Annotated in this window: 18 protein-coding genes; 3 read left to right on the forward strand and 15 right to left on the reverse strand. The window is 66.1% G+C overall.

Annotated elements, in window-relative coordinates; translation table 11 throughout:
- Positions 1–324: 324 nt before the first annotated feature.
- From L286_RS42285 to coaBC, 5 genes are all read right to left on the reverse strand, one after another.
- Positions 325–978 carry a LolA family protein gene (locus L286_RS42285; RefSeq protein ID WP_007689404.1) on the reverse strand — a complete coding sequence of 218 codons (654 nt, stop codon included), beginning with the start codon at positions 976–978 and terminating at the stop codon, positions 325–327.
- Positions 979–1,127: 149 nt separating this feature from the next.
- Positions 1,128–1,493, reverse strand: a complete 366-nt coding sequence (locus L286_RS42290; RefSeq protein WP_007689402.1) for a DsrE family protein — start codon at positions 1,491–1,493, stop codon at positions 1,128–1,130.
- On the reverse strand, positions 1,481–2,257 hold the full coding sequence (locus L286_RS42295) for a HesA/MoeB/ThiF family protein (protein WP_007689400.1): 777 nt from the start codon (positions 2,255–2,257) through the stop codon (positions 1,481–1,483). Before L286_RS42295 ends, L286_RS42290 begins: the two co-directional genes overlap by 13 nt.
- On the reverse strand, positions 2,254–2,718 hold the full coding sequence (gene dut / locus L286_RS42300; protein WP_013041541.1) for a dUTP diphosphatase: 465 nt from the start codon (positions 2,716–2,718) through the stop codon (positions 2,254–2,256). The genes L286_RS42295 and dut overlap by 4 nt, the downstream gene beginning before the upstream one ends.
- Positions 2,693–3,949 carry a bifunctional phosphopantothenoylcysteine decarboxylase/phosphopantothenate--cysteine ligase CoaBC gene (gene coaBC / locus L286_RS42305; RefSeq protein ID WP_020817479.1) on the reverse strand — a complete coding sequence of 419 codons (1,257 nt, stop codon included), beginning with the start codon at positions 3,947–3,949 and terminating at the stop codon, positions 2,693–2,695. Before coaBC ends, dut begins: the two co-directional genes overlap by 26 nt.
- Before the next feature lie 151 nt (positions 3,950–4,100).
- Here coaBC and egtB point away from each other — a divergent pair, with 151 nt between their 5' ends.
- Both egtB and egtD read left to right on the forward strand, forming a co-directional pair.
- Positions 4,101–5,369 carry an ergothioneine biosynthesis protein EgtB gene (gene egtB / locus L286_RS42310; protein ID WP_020817478.1) on the forward strand — a complete coding sequence of 423 codons (1,269 nt, stop codon included), beginning with the start codon at positions 4,101–4,103 and terminating at the stop codon, positions 5,367–5,369.
- Between the two features lie 4 nt (positions 5,370–5,373).
- Positions 5,374–6,330: an L-histidine N(alpha)-methyltransferase gene (gene egtD / locus L286_RS42315; protein WP_020817477.1), complete on the forward strand. Its 957-nt coding sequence runs from the start codon at positions 5,374–5,376 to the stop codon at positions 6,328–6,330.
- A gap of 326 nt (positions 6,331–6,656) precedes the next feature.
- Here egtD and L286_RS42320 read toward each other — a convergent pair whose 3' ends face one another.
- The 10 genes from L286_RS42320 to L286_RS42365 form a co-directional block, all read right to left on the reverse strand.
- The gene (locus L286_RS42320; protein ID WP_020817476.1) at positions 6,657–7,706 is read right to left on the reverse strand and encodes a DUF1176 domain-containing protein; all 1,050 of its coding nucleotides are present in this window, start codon (positions 7,704–7,706) and stop codon (positions 6,657–6,659) included.
- 61 nt (positions 7,707–7,767) lie between these two features.
- Complete coding sequence (locus tag L286_RS42325) at positions 7,768–9,090, reverse strand: NupC/NupG family nucleoside CNT transporter (protein ID WP_013041547.1); 1,323 nt, start codon at positions 9,088–9,090, stop codon at positions 7,768–7,770.
- 423 nt (positions 9,091–9,513) lie between these two features.
- Positions 9,514–11,835, reverse strand: coding sequence for an FtsK/SpoIIIE family DNA translocase (locus tag L286_RS42330; RefSeq protein ID WP_020817475.1), 2,322 nt, complete (start codon positions 11,833–11,835; stop codon positions 9,514–9,516).
- Between the two features lie 230 nt (positions 11,836–12,065).
- Positions 12,066–12,557, reverse strand: coding sequence for a GNAT family N-acetyltransferase (locus tag L286_RS42335; RefSeq protein ID WP_013041549.1), 492 nt, complete (start codon positions 12,555–12,557; stop codon positions 12,066–12,068).
- Between the two features lie 10 nt (positions 12,558–12,567).
- A complete protein-coding gene (locus tag L286_RS42340) occupies positions 12,568–13,476 on the reverse strand; it encodes a DMT family transporter (protein ID WP_020817473.1) in 909 nt (302 codons plus the stop codon).
- Positions 13,477–13,491: 15 nt separating this feature from the next.
- A complete protein-coding gene (ispG, locus tag L286_RS42345) occupies positions 13,492–14,652 on the reverse strand; it encodes a flavodoxin-dependent (E)-4-hydroxy-3-methylbut-2-enyl-diphosphate synthase (RefSeq protein WP_020817472.1) in 1,161 nt (386 codons plus the stop codon).
- 181 nt (positions 14,653–14,833) lie between these two features.
- Positions 14,834–16,138 carry an OmpP1/FadL family transporter gene (locus L286_RS42350; protein WP_020817471.1) on the reverse strand — a complete coding sequence of 435 codons (1,305 nt, stop codon included), beginning with the start codon at positions 16,136–16,138 and terminating at the stop codon, positions 14,834–14,836.
- Positions 16,139–16,534: 396 nt separating this feature from the next.
- Positions 16,535–17,929 carry a phosphoglucomutase/phosphomannomutase PgmG gene (gene pgmG, locus L286_RS42355; RefSeq protein ID WP_020817470.1) on the reverse strand — a complete coding sequence of 465 codons (1,395 nt, stop codon included), beginning with the start codon at positions 17,927–17,929 and terminating at the stop codon, positions 16,535–16,537.
- Positions 17,930–17,948: 19 nt separating this feature from the next.
- Complete coding sequence (locus tag L286_RS42360) at positions 17,949–18,386, reverse strand: DnaJ domain-containing protein (RefSeq protein ID WP_013041554.1); 438 nt, start codon at positions 18,384–18,386, stop codon at positions 17,949–17,951.
- The gene (locus L286_RS42365) at positions 18,386–19,192 is read right to left on the reverse strand and encodes a division plane positioning ATPase MipZ (protein WP_007689372.1); all 807 of its coding nucleotides are present in this window, start codon (positions 19,190–19,192) and stop codon (positions 18,386–18,388) included. The genes L286_RS42360 and L286_RS42365 overlap by 1 nt, the downstream gene beginning before the upstream one ends.
- A gap of 109 nt (positions 19,193–19,301) precedes the next feature.
- Between L286_RS42365 and panC the strand changes: the two genes are divergently transcribed.
- Positions 19,302–20,147 (forward strand): pantoate--beta-alanine ligase, encoded by an 846-nt coding sequence (gene panC, locus L286_RS42370; RefSeq protein WP_020817469.1) that lies wholly within the window; start codon positions 19,302–19,304, stop codon positions 20,145–20,147.
- Positions 20,148–20,153: the final 6 nt, after the last annotated feature.

Here is a 20,153-nt window from a genome sequence, read left to right on the forward strand (position 1 = left end):
CTCAGGGTGGAGCGAAAAGGGTAGATTTCGAGAACCGGCGCGCAGCGACCTTAAGATCGTGAGCACCGGAAGCGCAGAAAGCTGCCCTTTGCAGCCCTCCCTGTGGCAAATTACGGCCCATCACAAAAAGGCCCCCGCTCCGGGGGCATGGAACGGGGGCCTCGATCGCGCCCTTGAAGCGCTTTGCGGCGGGAGCGGGGTTCCGGGTAACAGGGGGGAAATCCCGGTTTCGTCTCTCGCCGTGGAGTTCCTTTTAGGGTCCGGGATATGAGCCTCAGATGAACGATTCCGAAAAGTTTTCGGCCCGTCGCGCCTGTGGCCCGTTTAGCCGCCGGCCGAGCGTCCCTTGGGTCGCGGATCGGTCCAGCGGAAGGCGGAATCGGCCACCGGCACGCCATAGCGCTGGTTGCTGAGCTTCACCGCCGTCCGGTTGTTCTGCGAATCCAGCGCCACCCAGCCGTAAAGCTGAAGGCCCGCCGGGCTGCCCGCATCGCGTTTGAAGATCATGGTGATGGTGCCATATTCGGGCCGCCTGGGGTCGCGCGCCTGGACGGACAGAACGGTCGGATCGCCGGTCTGGATCACCTTGCCGAATTTCGACAGATCCTTGTTGGGATCGATCAGCGCGCCCAGCGGCGAATTGCCGATCGGCCAGCGCTGCACCTGGCGCACCTCATAATCGATCATGGTCAGCGCCTTGCCGTCGCCCACGATCAGCAAAGGCACGCCCTTCTGATATTGGAAACGGATCTTGCCCGGCTGCTTGATCGTAAGCCGGCCGGTCAGCGTCTGGCCGTTGCGGTCGGTCTGGGCGAAATCGGCGATCATGGTGGTGACGGCGCGGATATAGGCGTTGACTCTGGACAGGTCCGACTGGCCCGCCTGCGCGGCGGCCGGCATCATCGGCGCCGCAAAGGGCGCGACGGCAAGGGTCAGGGCAGCCAGCGTCAGGCCGTGGGGCGCAAACATGCGCTTCATGCGATCATCTCCGGTTGTTCAGGATGAGGAGTGTAGGTGGCAGGGCTTGAACCCGCTGTGAACCCGATCGTTCCTGCCATGCAACGAATTGGCCGTCTGTTTTGATCATGCGCCCCAAGGATCGGCGGCAGGGCGGTGGTTCCACGCCTTCAGGCAAGGATCAGTCGGGCCTCTTCGCCGGTCTGTTGCAGGAATCCGACCGGCCCGCCGACCTCGACGCCCTTGGGCAGATCATCGGCAGTCATTCCGCACAGCGCAAGTCCGCTCTGGCAGGCGAGCAGGGTGACGCCCAATCCCAGCGCCTCTTCGATCACCATCGCCAGCGAAGGCAGCCCCGCAGCCCGATGCGCTTCGTCGCGGGGCGCTTCCACGGGCATGCGCAGCAATCCCACCGCATCCAGTTGCAGGAACACCGCCGCGCCGCCGCCCAGCGCCGCCTGAGCCGCAGCGATCACCAATGCGCCGCGCAGCCGCTCGGCATCCGCCGTCGCGACGACGATCCTCAGCTCGCGCATAGTTCCACGGCGCAACACCGGCAGGCGGGATCCTTCGGCACGGCCACGGTGCGAAACCGCATCGACAACAGGTCGGCGAGCAGCAGGCGCCCCGCCATATCCTCGCCAAAGGGAACCAGGGCGCGGATCACCTCCAGCGCCGCCAGGCTGCCCATCACGCCCGTCAGCGCGCCGATCACGCCGGTTTCGGAACAGTTCCGCTCCGGCGCGTCCTCCGGCGAGCCGACGAGGCAGCGATAGCAGGGCTTGCCCGCTTCCCAGCCGCGATAGGTCGCCAACTGCCCCTCGAACGGCCCGACAGCCGCCGAGACGAGCGGAATCCGCAGCTTCTGCGTGCAATCGGCCACCGCCAGCCGGGTGGCGAAACTGTCGCAGCCGTCCAGCACGACATCGGCATCCCGCAGCATCAGCGCGGCATTGCCTGCATCGATGCGGGCGTTGATCGGGATCAGCTTCACGTCGGGATTGAGCCGCGCAACCGCCGCCATCGCGCTTTCGGCCTTCGCCGCGCCGATTTCGGCGGTGCCGAACAGAACCTGCCGCTGGAGATTGGAGAGGGCGACCGCATCGTCGTCTATCACCCGGATCGTGCCGACGCCCGCCGCCGCAAGATAGAGGATGGCCGGGCTGCCGATCCCGCCCGCGCCGATGATCGCCACATCGGCGGACAGCAGCCGCGCCTGCCCCGCGCCGCCGATCTCCTTGAGCACGATATGCCGGGCATAGCGCTCAAGCTGATCGTCCGTGAGGGGCAGGGGCGTCATCGGGCGCGCACCCCCGTCGACCCGAAGCCGCCAGCGCCCCTGACCGTCTCGTCCAGTTCCTCGACTTCGGCGAAGCGCGCCGCCTGCACCGGCGCGGCGACCAGTTGCGCGATCCGGTCGCCCCGCGCGATCACGAAGGGTTCCTCGCCCAGATTGATCAATATGACCTTCAACTCGCCCCGATAGTCCGCGTCGATCGTGCCGGGCGTGTTGGGCAGGCTGATCCCATGTTTCAGCGCCAGGCCGGAGCGCGGCCGCACCTGCACCTCATAGCCTTCCGGGATGGCCATGGCGAAACCCGTCGCGACCGCATGCCGGCCGCCCGGCGCCAGGATGACGTCCTCCGCCGACACGACGTCCATCCCCGCCGCATGCGCCGTGGCATAGGCCGGCGCCGGCAGGCCCCGGCCATGGGGCAAGCGCTTCAGGCGGATTTCAATGGGCGGAAGCGGAGAGGACATGGGCGACCTTTTCTATCAGGCGGGTGGCGACGGCATCCTTGGGCAGATGGTCCCAGCTTTCGACGCCGTCCTTCGAAACGATGTGCACGCTGTTGGAATCGCCGCCCATCACGCTTGAGCCGGGTGGGCCGGACACGTCATTGGCGACGATCCAGTCGGCCCCCTTGCGCGCCAGCTTCGCCTGCGCATGTTCGGCGATCTTCTGCGTTTCCGCTGCAAAGCCGACCAGCAGGGCGGGCCGCTTTGCATGCCTGCCCAGAGTGGCGAGAATATCGGGATTTTCCACCAGGGCGAGGGGCGCCGGCTTCCCCGATCCATCCTTTTTCAGCTTCTGATCAGCCGCGTCGGCCGCGCGCCAGTCGGCCACGGCCGCCACCATGATCGCGGCATCGGCGGGCAAGGCCTGCTCCACGGCGGCCAGCATCTCCCGCGCCGTCTCCACATCCACGCGGGTGACGCCGGGTGGCGTGGGCAGATGCACAGGCCCCGCCACCAAGGTCACCCGCGCCCCGGCCCGCGCCGCCGCCGCCGCGATGGCGAAGCCCTGCTTGCCGGAGGATCGGTTGGCGATGTAGCGGACCGGGTCGATCGGCTCATGCGTCGGCCCGGCCGTCACCAGCACATGCCGTCCCGCGAGCGGCGCATCGGCCGCCTCGAAATCCGGCTGCCCGGCAAGCGGATCGGCGGCGGGCGGCCGGGCGAGCAGCCGCTCCACTTCCGCCGCGATCGCCTCCGGATCGGGCAGGCGGCCCTTGCCGAATTCGCCGCAGGCCATCTCCCCGCTGTCCGGCTCCATCACATGCACGCCGTCGGCCTTGAGCTGCGCGACGTTCCGCCGGGTCGCGGCATGATGCCACATGCGCACGTTCATGGCGGGAACGGCGAGCACCGGCTTGTCGGTCGCCAGCAGCAGCGTCGTCGCCAGATCGTCGGCAATGCCGCCCGCCATCCTGGCCAGGATATTCGCCGTCGCGGGCGCGACCACCACCAGGTCGGCCTGCCGCGAAAGCTGGATATGGCCGATCTCGCGTTCTTCCTTGAGGTCGAACATGTCGCCATAGACATGATCCTCCGTCAGCACGCCCAGCGACAGCGGCGTCACGAATTTCTGCGCGCTTTCCGTCAGCACCGCCCGCACCGCGATGCCGCGCCTGCGCAGCAGCCGCACCAGTTCCAGCGACTTGTAGGCGGCGATGCCGCCCGAAACGATGAGAAGGATGCGCTTGATCATGACAGGCCCATCATTTGGGCAAGCGGCGGCGCCTTGTCCAGCCATTCCCATCGTCCCGACAAGCAATATGGCCAGAGGCCGGGCCGGAACCGATCCGCCCCTTCATGCGATTATTCCGTGAGAGCGGCGCAACCGTATCGAAGGGGCATGCATGGCAAGAAGCCGGACAGCACCGGGCCAGATCGACCTCGTCACCCGCTATCGCGAGGTCCGGGGATTGAGCGAAGCGCTCGCCGCGCCGCTGTCGGACGCGGATGCGACGGTCCAGTCCATGCCCGACGCGTCCCCCGCCAAATGGCACCTGGCGCATGTGAGCTGGTTCTTCGAATGCTTCGTCCTGCGCGACCATGTGCCGGGCTACGCGCCCTTCGATCCGTATTACGCCTATCTGTTCAACAGCTATTATGAGGCCGAGGGCCCACGCCACGCCCGGCCGATGCGGGGCATGCTCACCCGCCCGACGCTGGAGGAAATCCGCGCCTATCGCGCCCATGTCGACAGGGCGCTGGCCGCCGCCCTGCCGATGCTGATGCCCGATGCGCAGGCGCTGGTGCTGCTGGGCCTCCACCATGAGCAGCAGCATCAGGAACTGATGCTCACCGACGTGCAGCATCTGCTGTCGCTGAACCCGCTGGAACCCGCGCTCTACGACGCGCCCAACGCACTGCCCGCGCCGCTGCCGGGCCCCCTCCACTGGATCGAGGGTCGGCAGGGATTGGTCGAGATCGGCGAGGACGGCAAAAGCGACTTCGCCTTCGATTGCGAGACGCCCCGCCACAAGACGGTGCTGCACCCCCATGCCCTGGCGCACCGGCCGATAACCAATGGCGAGTGGATCGCCTTCATCGAGGATGGCGGCTATGCCGACGCCGCCCTTTGGCTGTCGGACGGCTGGGCCTGGGTGCAGGCCGAACGGATAGAGGCGCCGCTTTACTGGCGGCGGGGCGATCAGGGCTGGACGCGCTTCGGCCTGGACGGGCGCAAGCCGGTCAATCCCGCCGCGCCGGTCAGCCATGTCAGCCTCTATGAGGCGGACGCCTATGCCCGATGGGCGGGCGCGCGCCTGCCGACCGAGGCGGAATGGGAAAGCGCCGCCCTGAACGTCGCGCCGACCAGCGGCAACCAGTTGGACGGCTCCGCCTGCCCCCGCCCCCGCGCCGCGGACGGAGGCTCCGCGCTGACGCAGATGTACGGCGACGTGTGGGAATGGACGGGCAGCGCCTATCGCCCCCACCCCGGTTTCCGCGCCGCCGAAGGCGCGGTGGGCGAATATAACGGCAAGTTCATGTCCGGGCAGTTCGTTCTGAAGGGCGGCAGTTGCGCCACGCCGCGCGGCCATATGCGGCCCAGCTACCGCAATTTCTTCTACCCCCATCAACGCTGGCAGTTCACCGGGCTGCGGCTGGCGAAGGATTTGTGACGCGATGCTGCTGACCGAGGATGTCCCGCCGGCCCTGCACGATCCCGATCCGGCCTTCCGCCGCGACATCGTCGAAGGCTTGTCCCGCGAGCCCAAGGCGACGCCGCCCATCTGGTTCTACGACCGGCGGGGATCGGAACTGTTCGAGGCGATCACCGACCTGCCGGAATATTATCCGACGCGCACGGAAACCGCCCTGCTGGAGCGGCATGGCGCGGATTTCGCCGCCGCCGTCGGCGCCGGTCGGGCCGTGGTGGAATTCGGCGCGGGCAGTTCGCGCAAGACACCGCATCTGCTGCGCGCCATCGATCCGGCCGCCTATGTGCCGATCGACATCAGCGGCGACTTCCTCCACGCGTCGAGCGCGGAACTGGCGTCGGCCTTTCCGGGCCTGCCCATCCTGCCGGTGGTGGGCGACTTCAACGGCGAACTGGCCTTGCCGGCGGCGATCGACGGGCTGCCGCGCCTGGGCTTCTTCCCCGGATCGACCATCGGCAATATGGAGCCGGATGCGGCGGTCGACCTGCTGCGGGCGATGCGGCGGCTGCTGGGCGGGGACGCGATGCTGCTGATCGGCATGGACCGGATCAAGGACCGCGACCGGCTGGTCGCCGCCTATGACGATGCCGCCGGAGTGACGGCCGCGTTCAACCTCAACCTGATCGCGCGCATCAATCGGGAGCTGGCGGGCGACCTGCCGCTGGACGGCTTCGTCCATCGCGCCATCTGGAACGACGACAAGGCGCGCATCGAAATGCATCTGGAGGCGGTGCGGCCGCTCCATTTCCATGTCGCCGGCCAATGCTTCCGCATGGAGCAGGGGGAGACCATCCATACCGAGAGCAGCCATAAATATGGCGCCCGCGACGAAAGGCTGCTGCTGCGCGCCGGCGGGTGGGAGCCGCTGCGCGAATGGAGCGACGCGGAAGGGCTGTTCTCGCTGATCCTCGCGGGCGCTTAGAGCATCCAGCAATAACTAGGAACCGTTCACTGAACCCTTTGGCAGGCGCAGGACAGGCTTGTCGAAGCGGCGCATGAAGGACCGATCCTGGCACAGGTGCTACGATACGGGCCTTCGACTTCGCTCAGCCCCTGCTCAGCACGAACGGCGTGCATTTGATTGAACGCAGGATGCTTTAGGGCGAATTGCAAGCGATCGAAACCCGCTCTCATGTCGAGAGAACAAAGCTGTTCCTGCGAAGGCAGGAACCCAGTTCCGCCGTCGATCTGGGTTCCTGCCTTCGCAGGAACACGGGGTGCGCGTTGGGCGGGAAAGCCTCCGGCGGCTCAGTCGGTCACCCTGGCGGACCAGGTGGTGATCCAGTGCCATGCGCCGCGGCATTCCCCCATCGCGCTCGCCTCGACCAGGCGGAAGCGCGCCCCGTCCCAGACATAGGCCTCGCTGCCGCCGCAATCGCCGATGCCGCGTCCCTTGGCATAGCTTTGCAGGGTGGCCGTTTCCGGCGCCCAGTCCGCATTGACCAGCATTGGATGGCCTGCCTCCTCGCTCCAGCCCGGCTGATAGTCGAAGCCCGCGAAGCGGAAGGCGCGTCGGCCAGGAATGCCGGTCGCGATCACCGGGACGGAGGTGTAGTTATAGGCCCCCGCACCGCAGGGCACCAGGACCAGCGTCTCCGTCTTCGACAATCGGTGCAGTTCGGGCGGAGAGGACGCGGACCTCATCTCATCCGCGCAACCCGTGAAGGTGCCTAGCGCCGTCAGTTCCTCTCGCCAGAGCGCGGGCGGCTGAGCGCCCGCGGGCACGGCGGCCCGCCGGATCGTGGGGAGTGGGGGCGCAGGACGCACGGCGCCGCGCGCAAGCAGGCCCGTTGCGACAAGGGCCGCCACCGTCCCCGCCCTGCCCTGCTTCGCGTCCATATAGCGCTGCGCGGCAGCCGAGCCGGCCAGGGACGGCCGGTCGATGCGCCTGCCGCCGGCGCGGATTTCCATGCCGCCGCCCTTCGCCATGGCGATCGCCAGCGCGGACGCCTGCGGGCCTTGGACGCTTGCCTCGCCGTTCACGCTCGTCACGCTGGCGATCTTGCGGCCGTCCACCAGGAAATCCAGCGTCTCCCGGCCCTTGGCTGCGCGGCTGACCCAGATTTCGGGATCGGCGTCCGCCCCCGCTTCCCGCACGATGCCCAGCATCACCGGCGCATTGGGCCAGTTGCCGCCTTCGGGCAGCAGCGACACGGCCTCGCATCGATTGCGATTGTCGCAGCCGATGGTCCAGTCCTTGTAGCTTTCCAGCTTGCCCGGCTTCGGCGCCTGCGCCGCGGCCGGCGCCGCCCACAGGACCGACAAGACCGTCAGCCCGAATATGCGTATCGCCCCCATGCGTTAACCATAACCGATCTTGCAGGCTGCGGGTAGAACTTTCGTTATAGTGTCGGAACGATCAGCGCAGGCTGAGCATCAGGCCTGCCAGCGCCGCGCTCATGAGGTTGGCAAGGCTGCCCGCGACCAGCGCCTTCAGGCCCAGCCGGGCGATCACCGGCCGCTGGTTGGGCGCAAGATTGCCGGTGACCGCCATCTGGATCGCGATGGAGCTGAAATTGGCGAAGCCGCACAGCGCGAAGGTGACGATGGCGACGGTCGCCGGAGACAGCGCGCCCTGCACCTGGCCGAGATTGATATAGGCGACGAATTCGTTGAGCACGACCTTGGTCCCGAACAGGCCGCCCGCCACCTGCGCCTCCGTCCAGGGAATGTTGAGCAGAACCATGAGCGGGGAAAAGGCATGGCCGAGCAGTTGCTGGAAGCTGAGGTCGGGATAGCCGAACCAGCCGCCGATGCCGCCGAGTATGCCGTTGGCCAGCGCCACCAGCGCGACGAAGGCCAGCACCATGGCGCCGACCGCGACGGCCAGCTTCACGCCGGTCTGCGCGCCCTGCGCGGCCGCCATGATGAGGTTGGCGGGCTTTTCCTCGTCATGGGTGGCGGGGGGCATCGGCTCGCCGGGGGTTCCGCCCGGCAGCAGAGCGGCAGGCCCGGTGTCGCCGATCCGGCTTTCGGGCAGGGCGATGTCGGGATGATCGCCCAGGGGGAGTTCGGGTTCGCGCTCCGGCTCGTCGGGCATCATGATCTTCGCCATCAGCAGGCCGCCGGGCGCGGACATGAAGCTCGCCGCCAGCAGATAGTCGATCTTGATCCCCATGGAGGCATAGGCGGCCAGGATCGTGCCCGCGACGCCCGCCATGCCGCTGGTCATCACGGCGAAAAGCTGCGGCGGGGTCAGGCCCGCCAGATAGGGGCGGATGACGAGCGGACTCTCGCTCTGCCCCACGAAGATGTTGGCGGCGGCGCACAGGCTCTCGACCTTGGACACCCCCGTCACCTTCTCGATCGCGCCGCCGACCCAGCGCACCACCTGTTGCATGATGCCCAGATGGTAGAGAATAGACACCAGGCTGGCGAAGAAGATGATCACCGGCAGCGCAGCGATGGCGAAGCTGGCGCCGCCGATCTCCGGCCTGGCGAGCGGACCGAAGATGAAGTCCGTCCCCGCCTGCGCATAGCCGAGCAGGTTCGACACGCCATGCGACATGCCCGCGATCACGGCGCGTCCGGCGGGCACGTAGAGCACCAGCAGCGCGATGCCCGCCTGCAACAGGAACGCCGCGCCGACGACGCGAAGGCGGATGGCGCGGCGGTCGGAGGAAAGGATGAAGGCAATGGAAAGGATCAGCGCGATACCGGCTAGGCCAATGAGAAGATGCATGAACAGCTTTCGCGGGAAGAACGAACGGCGCGACCATAAAGAGCGCGCATGATGGAGGCCAGCAGCTTTACGCCAATAGCTTTACGCCGGTAAATTTACGATTTTGCAAATGGATTCGGGTCGAGATGCCTGGGCGTTTGCTGCTCTTATCTCGTCGTCATGCTGAACTTGTTTCAGCATCCATTCTCCCCAGGAACCAAGGCTCGATCTGGAGAAATGCACCCTGAAACAGGCTCAGGGTGACGATCATGCAAGGGTAGCTAGCGTGTGTGTGTGTGGATTCAGTTCAGGGCGCGGCGAAAATAGTGGATTTCGAGAACTGGCGCGCAGCGTACTTCAGTACGTGAGCACCGGAAGCGCAGAAAGCCGCTATTTGCAGCCCGCCATGGGCTGAATCCACACACACACACACACACACACACGCTAAAGCGGATTGCCGTTTTCGTCCCGCAGCACTTCGCGGCGGCCGACATGGTTGGGCGGTCCCACCAACCCCTGCTCCTCCATCTGCTCGATCAGGCGGGCGGCGCTGTTATAGCCGACGCGCAATTGCCGCTGGAGCCAACTGGTCGACGCCTTCTGATTTTCGAACACCAACTGGCAGGCCTTGCGGAAAAGCTGCGCGTCGGGGCTGTCGTCGCCCAGATCCACCCCGTCGAGCGCGAAGCTGCCTTCCTCCGGCTCCTCCGTGACGGCGGCGATATAGTCGGGCTGGCCCTGCGCGCGCCAATGATCCGCCACCACCCGCACCTCGTCGTCCGACACGAAGGGACCATGGACGCGCATCAACCCCTTGCCGCCATGCATGTAGAGCATGTCGCCCTTGCCCAGCAGTTGTTCGGCGCCCTGCTCCCCCAATATGGTGCGGCTGTCGATCTTCGACGTGACGAAGAAGCTGATGCGGGTCGGCAGGTTCGCCTTGATCACGCCGGTGATGACGTCGACCGATGGCCGCTGCGTCGCCAGGATCAGGTGGATGCCCGCCGCGCGCGCCTTCTGCGCCAGCCGCTGGATCAGGAATTCCACTTCCTTGCCAGCCGTCATCATCAGGTCGGCCAGCTCGTCCACCACCACCACGATCTGGGGCAGCGGCTGGAAATCCAACTGCTCCTCCTCATAGATCGGCTTGCCGGTTTCGGGATCGTAGCCGGTCTGCACCCTGCGGCCGAGCGGCTTGCCCTTGGCCTTCGCGGCGCGGACCTTCTCATTGTAATTGGCGAGGTTGCGGACGGAAATCGACGCCATCATGCGATAGCGGTCCTCCATCTGCTCGACTGCCCATTTGAGCGCCCGGATCGCCTTGGCAGGCTCCGTCACCACCGGCGACAGCAGATGCGGAATATCGTCATAGGTCGACAGTTCCAGCATCTTCGGATCGATCATGATCAGCCGCAACTGGTCCGGCGTCATGCGGTAGAGCAGCGACAGGATCATCGCGTTCAGCCCGACCGACTTGCCCGAACCCGTCGTGCCCGCGATCAGCAGATGCGGCATGGGCGCCAGGTCGGCGATGATCGGCTCGCCGGAGATATTCTTGCCCAGGATGATCGGCAGCGTCGCCTCCGCCCCGAACTGCTCGCTGGTGATGAGTTCGCGGAAGGACACGCCCTCCCGGTTGGCGTTGGGCAGTTCGATGCCGATCACCGTGCGCCCCGGAATCGTCGCCACGCGGGCCGAAAGCGCCGACATGTTGCGGGCGATGTCGTCGGCCAGCGCGATCACCCGGCTCGCCTTGATGCCGGGCGCAGGCTCCAGCTCATACATGGTGACGACCGGGCCGGGCCGGACCTCGACGATATTGCCCTTCACATGGAAGTCGTCGAGCACGGATTCCAGCAGGCGCGCATTGCGCTCCAGCGCCGCCTTGTCGATCTTCTGCCCCTGGCTCGCGGGGATCGGGTTCAGCAGGTCGGGCGAAGGCAGGGAGCTATGGCCGAACAGATCGTCCTGCGACACCGGCGCCATGGGGCGCTGCGCCGGCGCTGGCTTGGGCGTCTGGATGTTGATCGGCGGCTTGGGTTCGTTGGAGACGGTCTTGCGCGGCGTCGCCACGCGCTCGAAAACATCGTCTTCCTCATCCGCGTCGACAGTCGGCGCGGGACCGGCCAGAGCGAATGTCGGCTTCGGCAGGCTGAGGCGCGGCAGGGAAGGCCTGCGCAAGGCGATGATCGGCTTTTCCAGCGCCAGGCTGCGATACCACAAGACAGCGCCCGCGATCAGCGTCAGCACGATCAGGACGCCGGTGATCCATCCCTGCGCGGCGGGCATCTGCGCGGTCAGGCTGGCCACGCCCCGCGCCGTCACCAGCGCGATGATGCCGCCCCACCCGGCGGGCAGGCCGACCAGCGGATTGGTCTGGAACAGCGCCAGCGCGATGCCGATCAGCGTGATGCCCGCGAAGCATTTGCCGAACTGCCCCTTCCACCCGCTCATATCCTGGTCGCCCCAGAGGCGCCGGGCGGTGATCGCCATCAGCGGCAGCACCAGAGCCACCGGCACGCCCAGCAGCCAGAGCAGGAAATCCGCCACCCATGCGCCCGGCGCCTGCATGATATTCTGCACATGGTCGCCCGCGACCGTGTTCATCGACGGGTCGCTCGGCTGATAGCTGAGCAGCGCCAGGGCCAGGAACAGGGTCGCCAACAACAGCGCGATCGATCCGATCAGCGCGCCGCTGCGGATCAGGCTGCGTTTCAGCATTTCGCGCCATTCCGGCGTGCGCTTGGCACCGCGGCTGACAGCCATGGCCTCCATGTCCCCCAAATGTTCCGTCCGGGGACAATGCGCCGAGCGGGGAGTCCCCGTCAAGAGTCCGCCCCCTCGGCTCGTCCCGCTGACTCCGTAACAATCCGTATGTCGGCGGGCGGCGGGTCAGCGCAAAAGTCCGGCGAAAGGAGACTTCGCCATGATCGCCGCTTTCTATCCCGTCCTTGTCGTCGTCGCGCTGGGGGCCTTCACCGCCGTCCTTCTGGGCGTCAGCGTGCAGGATGCGCTGACGCGAGAGCGCTGAGCGCTTCGCCGTCGACGCGCTGCACCGTCCATTCGTCCATCGGCCGCGCGCCGAGGGAACGGTAGAAGGCGATGGACGGTTCGTTCCAGTCCAGCACCCACCATTCCAGCCTCGCGCAATCCCGCTCCAGCGCCAGTTGCGCGAGGCGGGAAAGCAGCGCCTTGCCCGCGCCCAGGCCCCGCGCTTCGGGAATGACGAACAGATCCTCCAGATAAAGTCCCGGCCGCCCTTCGAAGGTGGAGAAATTGTGGAAGAAGAGGGCGAAGCCGACGGCCTCCCCATCATTTTCCGCGATCAGCACCTCGGCCATGGGGCGCGGGCCGAAGAGATATTTGTCCAGGCTGGCGCGGTCGGCCTTCACCTCATGCGACAGCTTCTCATAGTCGGCCAGGGCGAGGATGAAGCCGTGAATCGCACCGATGTCGGCGGCAACGGCCTCGCGGATGGTGACGGACATGCTTTTCCTTTCAGGCGACGGACGGTTCGACATGCGATGCCTGGGCCGGCCCTGCACGGGACGCGATCAGGCATCCCACCACGATCAGCAGCGCGCCTGCCAGGGTGGTCAGGGTCAGCCGTTCGCCAAAGGCAAGCCAGCCGATGATTGCGGCCCAGAGGAAGGCGCTATATTCGACCGGGATCAACAGTTGCGCCTCCGCCCGCGCATAGGCCCAGGCCAGCGCGGCGAGCGAGGTGAAGGCCAGCGTCGCGGCCAGGGCCACCAGCGCCCATGAGGGCGGCGCCGGCACGACCGGCCTGACCTGGACGAGCGCCGCGAAAAGCACGAACAGCCCCAGCATCACCACATGCTGGAAGAAGGCGACCTCTATCGGGGAAGCAAGCTGCGCCTGCTGCCGCTGGAGGATGAGGTTCCAGGCGAACAGCACCGCCGAAACGAGGACCGCGCCCGCGCCCAACAGCGCGTCCGTATCATAATCGCCCCGCACGCGACCCGACAGGATGACCGCGACGCCGACCAGCCCCAGCAAAGACGCGCCGATGGCCCGCCGCCCGATCCTTTCCTTGAGCAGCAGGGCGGCGAGATAGAGCGCGACCAGCGGCGCGATGAAGGACAGGGCGATGGCCTCGGCCAGTGGCATCCGCATGATCGCCCAGAAGAACAGGCTGGCCATCACCGCCACCACCGCCCCGCGCAGCATGTGCAGCCGCAGCACGGCCCGATCCGGCCAGCGCTGCCGCGTCAGCAGCATCAGAGCCAGCCCCAACAGGCTGCCCGCGACAGCGCGCCAGAACAGCGCGTCGAACAGGCCGATGGAGAGGCTCAATCCCTTCATCGCCGCATCCATCACGGAAAACAGCGCGACCCCCAGGCAGCAGACGGCAAAGGGAAGGGCGAGGGAGCGGGGCGCGGTCATAGGACGGGGAACGGCTTATTCCGCCGCTTCCGCCTTTCCGGCATCGGTGGTTTCGGCCTCCAGCTTCGCCGCCTCGATCTCAGCCGCCTTGGCCTCCACCAGGCCGACGATATGGTCGATCATGCCTTCGTCCTGCACCGTATGGTCGGTCAGGCCGGACAGATAGACCATATGCTTGCCCGCGCCGCCGCCGGTCAGGCCGATATCGGTCTCCCGCGCTTCGCCGGGGCCGTTCACCACGCAGCCCAGCACCGACAGCGACAGCGGCGTGTGGATATGCTGGAGCCGGTCCTCCAGCGCCTGCACGGTACGGATCACGTCGAATCCCTGACGCGCGCAACTAGGGCAGGAAATGACCTTCACGCCCCGCGTGCGGATGCCGAGCGACTTCAATATCTCGTAACCGACCCGCACTTCCTCCTCCGGCTCGGCGGAAAGGGAAACGCGGATCGTGTCGCCGATCCCGGCCCAGAGCAGATTGCCGATGCCGATGGCGCTTTTCACCGTGCCGCCGATCAGCCCGCCCGCCTCGGTAATGCCCAGGTGCAGCGGGCAATCCACCGCTTCGGCCAACTGCATATAGGCGGCGACGGCCAGGAAGACGTCGCTCGCCTTCACCGCCACCTTATAGTCGTGAAAATCCTGGTCCTGGAGCAGCTTGATATGGTCGAGCGCGCTTTCGACCAGCGCTTCGGGGCAAGGCTCGCCATATTTTTCCAGCAGATCCTTTTCCAGGCTGCCTGCATTGACGCCGATGCGGATCGAGCAGCCATTGGCCTTGGCCGCGTCGACCACTTCCTTGACCCGCGCCTCGCTGCCGATATTGCCCGGATTGATGCGCAGGCAGGCCGCGCCCGCATCGGCGGCTTCCAGAGCCCGCTTATAGTGGAAATGAATGTCCGCGACGATCGGCACGCGGGCGGCGCGGACGATCTGCTTGAGCGCCGCGGTCGAGGCCTCGTCGGGACAGGAGACGCGGATGATGTCCACGCCCGCTTCCTCGCAACGGCGGATCTGGTCGACGGTCGCCCTGACGTCATCGGTCGGCGTGTTGGTCATGGTCTGCACCGTGACCGGCGCGCCGCCGCCTACCGGAACATTGCCGACCATGATCTGGCGGCATTGCCTGCGGGCGATGTCGCGCCAGGGACGCAGGCCGGGATTATGGTCGGACATGAAAAAGGGGCTCCGTGGTGATGGAGCCCCTATAGGGATTTACCGCGAGCTTTAGAAGCGCGAGCTGTTTTGGGTTTCAGCAAAGCTGAAACGTGCGGCACCGGCCCTCACCCCCACCCGACCGCCCACAGGATACCATGTCTGGGCGGTCGGGTGGGGGTGAGGGCCGGTGCCGCTCCTATCAAAAGCGTGCCGTCAAAGAAGCGCCGATCTGGTCCGCATTGCCGCTGGTCTGCGACAGGGTGGTCGCCGTCACCGTTGCGGGCGCGGGATAATAGCTGTCCGGACGGATGATGTTCGCCTTCTCCACGAAATTATGGGCATAGCTGAGGTTCAGCGCAAAGGCGGGCGAGATATTATAGGTCGCGCCGGCCGACAGCCAGGTCCGATCGCCGTCGGGCACGCGGGTCGTCAGATGCTGCGGATTGGTGGGCGAGCGGTCGAACATCGTGCCCGCCCGCAGGGTCAAGGCCGGGCTGACGTCATATTCTCCGCCCAGGCTGACGCTGTAGCTGTCCTTGTAATCCAGTTCCTTGTTGCTGGTCCCGGCGGCGGAGGTGATGGCGATGCCCTTGAACTTCGACCAATTGTACCAGCGGGCGCTGATCATGGCGCGCAGCTTCGGCGTCAGGCGATGCATGAAGCCGACCGTGACGATGTCGGGCAGGTCGAGCGGCGCGGAAGCGTCCAAAACGCCATTGGCCGAGGCGATCGGACCCAGAAGGCCGGAAATGCTCTGCGTGCCGGTCACCTTGTGATTGACGCCGGAACGGTAGGAGACGCCCACATTGGTGTCGCCATTGGTGTAGAACAGGCCCGCATTCCAGCCGACCGTCCAGTCGTCGCCCTTCAACCGGGCGAAACCATCGGTCGGGGCCAGTGGCGAAAGCTGCGGCAGCGCGTTGGTGAGGGTCGCCTTCACATATTGCACGTCGACGCCGCCGCCGATCGAGAAATTGTCGTTGAGCCTATAGGCTGCGCTGGACTGGATATTATAGGTCTTGAGGTCGGTGTAGATCGAATCGTAACGGCCGAAAAAGCCGTCGTCATAATCCAGCTTCAACCCGAAGGGTGCATTGACCCCCAGCCCAAGCCACAGCCGGTCGGTCGCCTGCGCCGTGACGTAGAAGCTGGGGATGGGAATGACCTTTTCGAACGGCTGGCCGCCGTCATTGCCGGTCACCGGCACCCGCGCGCCCGGCACGGTGGGAACGGTGCGGTAGGTGCCGCGATTGGCCTGGTGGGCGGAGGCCATGAGCGCGATGCCGCCGACCGAGGTCTGGATGCCCGGCAATTGCGTCATGGCCGCAGGATTGAAATAGATGGCGGACGGATCGTCCGCCGCAGCGCCGGCGCCGGCCATTGCGCGGCCGGTTTCCTTTGGCGCCTGTTCCTGAAGGTAGAAACCACCCGCCAGAGCCGGGACGGGTGCTGCGAATGCGCCCGACAGCAGGAGACTGGCGAGGATGGGGCGGCGCAATGGCATGATGAAACCTCTCTTCAAACGTGTTTGCGGCAAATGGCTTTCACCGGAAAAATGATGCCCTTAAAGCCGCGCCCTATTAGCAATATGGTTAAATTATCGTTCGAAAAGCCCTAATTTACGGGGATTTCACGCGCTGGATCGCCGAAAATGCGAAACGACGCTACGGCAGGAAGCGAAAAGGGGAGGGCAAAAAGGCAAAAAAAAAGCCGCCCCGGAGGACGGCTTGAAAGTTTTAGGAGAGGATGCCTGAAAGGCCTTTTCCTTTTGCGGTGCAGCGGCGCATTTCGCAAATGCGAAAAGCTGACCCCTGGTTGCGTTTTCTGCAACTGCCCCCTTATATCCTTGTTTCCCTGGCGTAAAAATATGTTTCTCCTGGCGATCTGCCTGTCGCCGGGATCAGGAATCGGCTCGCGAAATCCGAATCACGCCCGAATCGGCCAGATGGGCGTCGATCTGCGCGACCAGGCGCGCCAATCCTTCCTCATCCTTCGCCTCGGCGCGGGCAACGAGCGCGTCCTGGGTGTTGGAGGCCCTGAGCAGCCACCAGCCATCGGGCGCGACGACCCGCAGGCCATCGGTTTCGTCGACGTTCGCGCCCAGGGCCTGCAAGCGGGCGCGGACTTCCTCCACCACCGCGAACTTGCGGCTATCCGCCACTGGAAAGCGAAGTTCGGGCGTATTCGCCATGTTCGGCATTTCGTCGCGCAGGGCGGTTACGCTGCGGCCCAACCGGGTCAGACCCCGGATCAGGCGCACCGCCGCATAAAGCCCGTCGTCGAAACCGTAATAATCGTCCGCGAAGAAGATATGGCCGGTCATCTCGCCGCCCAGCGGAGCGGCAATCTCCTTCATTTTGGACTTGATCAGGCTGTGGCCCGTCTTCCACATCAGCGGCCGCCCGCCCAGCGCGGCGATGCGGTCGAACAGGGCCTGGCTGGCCTTCACATCCGCGACGATGGTGGCGTTCGGGCGGTCCTTCAGCACCAGTTCGGCGAAGATGCCCAGCAACTGGTCGCCCCAGATTACCCGCCCCTTGCCGTCCACCACGCCGATCCGGTCCCCGTCTCCGTCGAAAGCCACTCCGAAATCGAGATTCTTGGCGCGGACAAGCGCTTTCAGGTCCGCCAGATTCGCCTCGACAGTGGGATCGGGGTGATGATGGGGAAAATGTCCGTCTATCTGGGTGAAAAGCACATGATGCTCACCTGGCAGGAGCTTGACCAGCTTGTCCACGATCGGTCCAGCGGCGCCGTTGCCCGCGTCCCAGCCAATGCGCCAGGCGGCGCCGTCGAACCCCTGCACCAGCCGGGCGACGTAGCGGTCCATGACGGCGACAGTCTCGACCTGCCCTCTGTTTCCACTCCCGCCGTCGCTCCAGTCGCCCGCCGCCGCCATGCTCCCCAGATTCGCGATGTCCGCCCCAAAAAAGGCCTGGTGCTGAAATACCAGCTTGAAGCCGTTATGATCGGCGGGATTGTGGCTGCCGGTTATCTGCACGCCGCCGTCGACATCGAGCGCCGCTTCGGCATAATAGAGCATGGGCGTCGGGCCGAGGCCTATGCGCACGACATCGGTTCCGGAATCCTGAAGGCCCTGCACGACCGCCTGTTCCAGCGCCGGGGAACTCAGCCGCCCGTCATAGCCGACCGCGACTTTTGATCCGCCTGCCCGCCTGACAATCGTGCCGAAGCTGCGGCCCACGGCATAGCCATCCGCCTCGCCCAGCGTGCGGCCCACCACGCCCCGAATGTCATATTCGCGCAGGAGCGTGGGATGAAAGCGATGGGCCATGGCATCCTCTCCCTTGGCTTCAACGGCGTTGCGCGGCTTCCTCGATCAGCAGGTCGCGGGCGGCGTTGATCTGAGCCGCCAGCGCTTCGGTGCCGCCCTTGTCCGGATGGACCGAGGCGATCAGGCGGCGATGCGCGGCGCGGATGGCGCGGGCGTCGGCGTCCGGCCCGACGCCCAGCAGCTTGCGCGCGTCGTTCACCGCCTGGGACGAAACGGCTTGCGGCGCGGGCGTGCCCGGCCCGGCTTTCGCCTTGCCCCGCCGGCTTCTGGCCAGGAAGAACAAGGTGGCCCCGATGAGCAGCGGCGCGCCGACCAGCGGCTTGCCCTTGGCGGCCGCGACCGCGCCGACCAGAGCGGCGCCCAGCGCCATGCCATCCTTCGCGCTCATGCGTTGCAACCGTCCCGTCCAGATCAGCCAGGCCGCCAGCCCGATCAGAAGCAGCGCCAGCAGACCCATCAGGCCGCGCCGAGCATGTCCAGCGGCGCGGCCTCGACCCGCGAGGGCAGGGCAAGGCCCGACACCATCTCGCGCAGTTCCTGCCGGGCGGCGATATGGCTGACGCCCAGTTCGCCCAGATGCCCCTTGTCCAGCAGGGTCAGGCCCGACGGGAAAAGCTCGCGGAAGATCACCCGCTCCGAAAGGCCCGGAATCACGCGGAATCCGACGCGGCGGGAAAGCTCCATCAGCGCGTCGCCCACCCGCTTCTTGTTGCGGGCGTCATGATGCTGGACGCGGTTGCGCAGCACCACCCAGTCGATGGTGACGCCGTCCGCCTTGGCGCGGGTCTTGCGCGCCTCGAAGATCAGTTCGGAATAGAAGGACAGGCGCTTCACCTTGAATGTTTCCGCGTCCACCTGCCCGATCAGGTCGAAATCGACGAAACTGTCGTTCATCGGCGTCACCAGCGTGTTGGCGCGGGCGGCCATGTGGCGGGCATAATCATCGTCGCGGCCGGGCGTGTCGATGACCAGGAAATCCTTGCCTTCGGCCATGGCCGCCGCCTGTTCCTCCAGCGCCTCGACGCTGTCGCCCTTGAACACCGCGAAGTCCGGAGTCGGCAGGTCGATACCGCGACGGCGCGCAGTCTCCGCCCGATTCTCCATATAACGGGTGATGGTGCGCTGCCGCGGGTCGAGGTCGATCATGCCGACGCGATGACCCAATACCGTCAGCGCGATGGCCGTATGCACGGCGGTCGTCGACTTGCCAGTCCCGCCCTTCTCATTGGCGAAGACGATATGGTGCGTTTGGGCGTTCGCCATCGGACCTTCATTACCCCGTTGATTGTCGCATTGTCTGTTGACCGTTTCAGCCGGTCATGCCTTAGCAGGATATACCCCTATCGCTGCCCTTATCGGAGCCGTTCCTGTCGTGCAAATCCTCCGTGACCTGCCTTCGCTGCGCGCCGCCGTCGATGCGCTGAAAAGCGACGGAAAACCGCTTGCTTTGGTGCCCACCATGGGCGCGCTGCATGACGGGCATATGGTGCTGGTGGAGGAAGCGCGGCGACATGCGGGCCATGTGGCGGTGTCGATCTTCGTCAATCCCCGCCAGTTCGGCGTGAACGAGGATCTGGACGCCTATCCCCGGCGCGAGGCGAAGGACGCGCAGATGCTGCAGGCAGCCGGAGTCGACATCCTCTGGGCGCCGACGGTCGACGTCATGTATCCGGCGGGCTATGCCACCAACATCTCCGTCTCCGGCGTGACCGAGGGACTGGACGGCGCGGCCCGGCCCGGCCATTTCGACGGCGTGGCGACGGTCGTGACCAAGCTGTTCAACCAGGTCCGCCCGGACCTCGCCCTGTTCGGGGAAAAGGATTATCAGCAGCTCGCCGTGATCCGGCGCATGGTCCGCGATCTGGACGTGCCGATCGAGATTGTCGGCGTGCCCACCCAAAGGGCCGAGGACGGCCTGGCCCTGTCGTCGCGCAACGCCTATCTGAGCGAGGAGGAGCGCAAGGACGCGCTCGCCCTCCCCCGCGCCCTGGGCGAAGCGGCGCGGCAGATGGAAAAGGGCGCGACCGTGGAATCGGCTGTCGCCAAGGCCATCGCCCTGCTGGCGGCGCATGGCTTCGATCCCATCGACTATGTGACGCTGTGCGACGCGGTGACTCTGGAACCGATGACGGCGCTGGACCGCCCCGCAAGGCTGCTGGGCGCGGCGAAACTCGGCAAGACGCGCCTGATCGACAATATCCCGGTCGATCCAATTTAATATCCG

The sequence above is a fragment of the Sphingobium sp. HDIP04 genome, assembly GCF_000445085.1.
GTDB classification, from domain to species: Bacteria; Pseudomonadota; Alphaproteobacteria; order Sphingomonadales; family Sphingomonadaceae; genus Sphingobium; species Sphingobium indicum.

Excerpts from the sequence above, each read along its gene's own strand:
- L286_RS42285 (WP_007689404.1), bottom strand. The coding sequence starts at position 978 with ATGAAGCGCATGTTTGCGCCCCACGGCCTGACGCTGGCTGCCCTGACC.
- L286_RS42290 (WP_007689402.1), bottom strand. The coding sequence starts at position 1,493 with ATGCGCGAGCTGAGGATCGTCGTCGCGACGGCGGATGCCGAGCGGCTG.
- L286_RS42295 (WP_007689400.1), bottom strand. The coding sequence starts at position 2,257 with ATGACGCCCCTGCCCCTCACGGACGATCAGCTTGAGCGCTATGCCCGG.
- dut (WP_013041541.1), bottom strand. The coding sequence starts at position 2,718 with ATGTCCTCTCCGCTTCCGCCCATTGAAATCCGCCTGAAGCGCTTGCCC.
- coaBC (WP_020817479.1), bottom strand. The coding sequence starts at position 3,949 with ATGATCAAGCGCATCCTTCTCATCGTTTCGGGCGGCATCGCCGCCTAC.
- egtB (WP_020817478.1), top strand. The coding sequence starts at position 4,101 with ATGGCAAGAAGCCGGACAGCACCGGGCCAGATCGACCTCGTCACCCGC.
- egtD (WP_020817477.1), top strand. The coding sequence starts at position 5,374 with ATGCTGCTGACCGAGGATGTCCCGCCGGCCCTGCACGATCCCGATCCG.
- L286_RS42320 (WP_020817476.1), bottom strand. The coding sequence starts at position 7,706 with ATGGGGGCGATACGCATATTCGGGCTGACGGTCTTGTCGGTCCTGTGG.
- L286_RS42325 (WP_013041547.1), bottom strand. The coding sequence starts at position 9,090 with ATGCATCTTCTCATTGGCCTAGCCGGTATCGCGCTGATCCTTTCCATT.
- L286_RS42330 (WP_020817475.1), bottom strand. The coding sequence starts at position 11,835 with ATGGCTGTCAGCCGCGGTGCCAAGCGCACGCCGGAATGGCGCGAAATG.
- L286_RS42335 (WP_013041549.1), bottom strand. The coding sequence starts at position 12,557 with ATGTCCGTCACCATCCGCGAGGCCGTTGCCGCCGACATCGGTGCGATT.
- L286_RS42340 (WP_020817473.1), bottom strand. The coding sequence starts at position 13,476 with ATGACCGCGCCCCGCTCCCTCGCCCTTCCCTTTGCCGTCTGCTGCCTG.
- ispG (WP_020817472.1), bottom strand. The coding sequence starts at position 14,652 with ATGTCCGACCATAATCCCGGCCTGCGTCCCTGGCGCGACATCGCCCGC.
- L286_RS42350 (WP_020817471.1), bottom strand. The coding sequence starts at position 16,138 with ATGCCATTGCGCCGCCCCATCCTCGCCAGTCTCCTGCTGTCGGGCGCA.
- pgmG (WP_020817470.1), bottom strand. The coding sequence starts at position 17,929 with ATGGCCCATCGCTTTCATCCCACGCTCCTGCGCGAATATGACATTCGG.
- L286_RS42360 (WP_013041554.1), bottom strand. The coding sequence starts at position 18,386 with ATGGGTCTGCTGGCGCTGCTTCTGATCGGGCTGGCGGCCTGGCTGATC.
- L286_RS42365 (WP_007689372.1), bottom strand. The coding sequence starts at position 19,192 with ATGGCGAACGCCCAAACGCACCATATCGTCTTCGCCAATGAGAAGGGC.